Annotated in this window: 4 protein-coding genes; 2 read left to right on the forward strand and 2 right to left on the reverse strand. The window is 74.2% G+C overall.

The window, feature by feature from the left end; translation table 11 throughout:
- The first annotated feature begins 96 nt into the window (after positions 1-96).
- Positions 97-966, forward strand: coding sequence for an NUDIX hydrolase (locus tag AOK24_RS14905; RefSeq protein ID WP_055720550.1), 870 nt, complete (start codon positions 97-99; stop codon positions 964-966).
- Positions 963-1793, forward strand: coding sequence for an MBL fold metallo-hydrolase (locus AOK24_RS14910; RefSeq protein ID WP_055720551.1), 831 nt, complete (start codon positions 963-965; stop codon positions 1791-1793). Before AOK24_RS14905 ends, AOK24_RS14910 begins: the two co-directional genes overlap by 4 nt.
- Here the strand turns inward: AOK24_RS14910 and AOK24_RS14915 are convergent.
- On the reverse strand, positions 1790-2605 hold the full coding sequence (locus AOK24_RS14915) for a nucleotidyltransferase domain-containing protein (RefSeq protein WP_055720552.1): 816 nt from the start codon (positions 2603-2605) through the stop codon (positions 1790-1792). The two genes, AOK24_RS14910 and AOK24_RS14915, sit on opposite strands and share 4 nt — an antisense overlap.
- 156 nt (positions 2606-2761) lie before the next feature.
- Positions 2762-3436 carry a Crp/Fnr family transcriptional regulator gene (locus AOK24_RS14920; protein ID WP_010350941.1) on the reverse strand — a complete coding sequence of 225 codons (675 nt, stop codon included), beginning with the start codon at positions 3434-3436 and terminating at the stop codon, positions 2762-2764.
- Positions 3437-3710 lie beyond the last annotated feature (274 nt).

The raw sequence follows: 3710 nt of genomic DNA on the forward strand, positions 1-3710 counted from the left end.
AACCCCCCGGCCGGGGGGTTTCCGCATGTCCGGCCCCCGTGAGCCGCCTCCCTGGCCCCTCTCGAACATTCGCTCCCCACCGGATAGCCTCCGCCCATGGCGAATGGGCAGTGGTTCCCACCGGACTGGCCGGACCGCATCCGCGCGCTCGCGGACGGCACGCTCACCCCGGTCGCCCCCAGACGCGCGGCCACCGTCATGCTCCTCAAGGACACCCCCACCGGCCCCGCCGTCCACATGCTGCGCCGCCGTACGTCGATGGCGTTCGCCGCGGGCGCGTACGCGTACCCCGGCGGCGGCGTCGACCCCCGGGACGACGACCGCACGGTCCGCTGGGCGGGCCCCCCGCGCGCGTGGTGGGCCGAGCGGCTCGGCACGGACGGGGCGACGGCGCAGGCGATCGTCTGCGCGGCCGTGCGCGAGACGTACGAGGAGGCCGGCGTCCTGCTCGCGGGCCCGGCCGCCGACACGGTGATCGAGGACACCACCGGCGACGACTGGGAGGCCGACAGAGCGGCCCTGGTGGCCCGTGAGCTGTCGTTCGCGGAGTTCCTGGACACCAGGGGCCTCGTGCTGCGCTCGGACCTCCTGGGGGCCTGGACGCGGTGGATCACCCCCGAGTTCGAACCCCGGCGCTACGACACGTGGTTCTTCGTCGCCGCCCTTCCCAAGGGTCAGCGCACCCGCAACGCCTCCACGGAGGCCGACCGCACGGTCTGGATCCGCCCGGCCGAGGCAGCCGCGTCGTACGACAAGGGCGAGCTGGTGATGATGCCGCCGACCATCGCGACCCTGCGCCAGCTCGCGCCCCACGCGCGCGCCTGCGACGCCCTCGACGCCGCACGCGTGCGCGACCTCACGCCGGTCCTCGCGACCGCCCGCCTCACCGACGGCGAGATCGTCCTGTCCTGGCCGGGCCACGAGGAGTTCACGAAGCACATCCCGATCCCTGGAGCCCCCGCATGACCCACGCAGGCGCCCTGCCCGGACAGCCGCGCGGCGCGGTCCTCTCCGGGGAGGCCACCCCGCGCGCGGTCAACGTCCTCGCGCCGAACGCCTCCGCGATGACGCTGGACGGCACCAACACGTGGATCGTCGCCGAACCCGGCTCCGACCTCGCCGTCGTCATCGACCCCGGCCCGCTGGACGACGGCCACCTGCGCGCGGTGATCAGCGCCGCCGAGCGCGCGGGCCGCCGGATCGCCCTCACCCTCCTCACCCACGGCCACCCCGACCACGCGGAGGGCGCCGCCCGGTTCGCCGAACTCACGCGTACGCGCGTCCGCGCGCTGGACCCCGCCCTGCGCCTCGGCGACGAGGGCCTCGCGGCCGGCGACGTCATCACGACCGGCGGCCTGGAACTGCGGGTCGTCCCGACGCCCGGCCACACCGCCGACTCCCTCTGCTTCCACCTCCCCGCCGACGGCGCGGTCCTCACCGGCGACACGATCCTCGGCCGCGGCACGACCGTCGTGGCCCACCCCGACGGCCGCCTCGGCGACTACCTGGACTCCCTGCGCCGCCTCAGATCCCTCACGGTCGACGACGGCGTCCACACCGTCCTCCCCGGCCACGGCCCCGTCCTGGAGGACGCCCAGGGCGCCGTGGAGTTCTACCTGGCCCACCGCGCCCACCGCCTCGCCCAGGTCGAGACAGCCGTCGAGAACGGCCACCGCACCCCCGAGGAGGTCGTCGCGCACGTCTACGCGGACGTCGACCGCTCCCTGTGGCCGGCGGCGGAACTGTCGGTCCGCGCACAGCTGGAGTACCTGCGGGACCACGGGCTCATCTAGGGGCGCGGGGACTTCACCCCGTGCACGCGCGCGTACTCCTGTGCCAGCCACGGCCCCAGGTCGTCCGTGTACTGCGCGAGCGCCTCCGGAGAGTCCGTCGGCTCGTACCCGCGTACGGCCGCCGCCCGGACCTGGTCCCCGCGCGCGGGGTAGTACTCGGCGAACGCCTCCGCCATCTCGTGCAGGTCGCTCGTCCAGCCGTTCCAGCGGGGCATGACCAGGGTGAAGGCCGTGCGGACGAGGTGGCGGGACTGGTGGCGGACCAGGCGCACGCGGGCGCCGGGATCGGTGGCTTCCTGCGCGCGTGTGCGCCAGTGGGGGAGCAGCGTCCCGAGGTCGCCGTTGGTCTCGCGGGCGAGCCGGGAGTCGGGCCGGTAGCCCGGGAGGTACTCGGCGAGGTCGTCGCCCAGGAGCGGGGTGCACAGACAGGCGACGAAGAACCCCATGTCGTAGGTCTCGGCGTCGCTCAGGAGGCGGTCGCGGCCGTACAGGAGAGCACCGGCCCCGTCGATCTCCGGGAACTCCTCGTCGAGCCGCTCCCCGAGGTCCCGTACGGCGTCCCAGTCTGCCGGTGAGGGGTCCGCGCGCGGGACGATCAGGAGGTCCAGGTCGCTGCGGCCCACGCGCGCGGTGCCGCGCGGGATCGAGCCGTACAGGTACGCGCTGTGCAGCCGCGCCCCGAAGAGGCCGAGGACCGCGTCCCGGGCCGCCGCGACGACGGGACGGAACTCGTGCTGCACGCGCGCGAGGGAGCCCTCCCGGGCGATGCGTCCCTGCGCGTCGAGACCTCTGTGGGGGACCGTTTCAGCCATGCGCCCACTGTGGCGCGAGGAACCCCGTCCCGGCAGCTCATTTCGGCCGCGGCCCGGCGGATTCAGCCACGGGGGCCTGTGCGGGCCGCGAACAGCCGTACGGGCTCCCGGGGACCGGCCGCACCGCGCCAGGCCCTCCACGGCCCGCTCAGAGCCTCAGCGGGAGCGCTTGGCCAGCCGCTCGACGTCCAGGAGGATCACCGCGCGGGCTTCGAGGCGCAGCCAGCCGCGCTGCGCGAAGTCGGCGAGCGCCTTGTTGACGGTCTCGCGGGACGCGCCGACCAGCTGGGCCAGCTCCTCCTGCGTGAGGTCGTGGACGACGTGGATGCCCTCCTCCGACTGCACGCCGAAGCGGCGCGAGAGGTCGAGCAGCGCCCGCGCGACACGGCCGGGGACGTCGGAGAAGACCAGGTCGGACATCTGGTCGTTGGTCTTGCGCAGGCGCCGCGCGACCGCGCGCAGGAGCGCTCCGGCGACCTCGGGGCGCGCGTTCAGCCAGGGCTGGAGGTCGCCGTGGCCGAGACCCAGCAGCTTGACCTCCGTCAGCGCCGTCGCCGTCGCCGTGCGCGGGCCCGGGTCGAACAGCGACAGTTCGCCGATCAGCTCGCCGGGGCCGACCACCGCCAGCATGTTCTCGCGGCCGTCGGGCGAGGTGCGGTGAAGCTTGACCTTGCCCTCGGTGACGACGTAGAGCCGGTCACCCGGGTCGCCCTCGTGGAACAGGGAGTCACCACGCGCGAGGGTCACCTCACTCATGGAGGCGCGCAGCTCCGCGGCCTGCTCGTCGTCGAGAGCCGCGAAGAGCGGGTTGCGCCGCAGGACGTCGTCCACGAGTTCTCTCCTTGTCGACCTGCTCAGGGGTTCTTGCGCCCCCACGTACCAAGGGGCCCTGGTGCCCATTTTGCCGGACGGTCCAAACAGTGTGATCTGTCACAAGGATGCCGCACACCTGTCCCGGGGTAAGCGGCAGGGGTCCAATCGGGGGCCGCCCACCGGGGGCCGGGGCGGATGCCGGTGCCGGGCTCTAGGCTGGTCGGGAGTCCAAATCGCCGGTGGGAGCGCGGGATGGGGGGAACGGGCGGGCGGTCCCCCCAGGGGATTCCGC

This window comes from Streptomyces niveiscabiei, from assembly GCF_001419795.1.
Lineage (GTDB): Bacteria > Actinomycetota > Actinomycetes > Streptomycetales > Streptomycetaceae > Streptomyces > Streptomyces niveiscabiei.

Bases quoted from the DNA above. Each gene is read 5' to 3' on its own strand.
- AOK24_RS14910 (WP_055720551.1), top strand. From the start codon at position 963: ATGACCCACGCAGGCGCCCTGCCCGGACAGCCGCGCGGCGCGGTCCTC.
- AOK24_RS14915 (WP_055720552.1), bottom strand. From the start codon at position 2,605: ATGGCTGAAACGGTCCCCCACAGAGGTCTCGACGCGCAGGGACGCATC.
- AOK24_RS14905 (WP_055720550.1), top strand. From the start codon at position 97: ATGGCGAATGGGCAGTGGTTCCCACCGGACTGGCCGGACCGCATCCGC.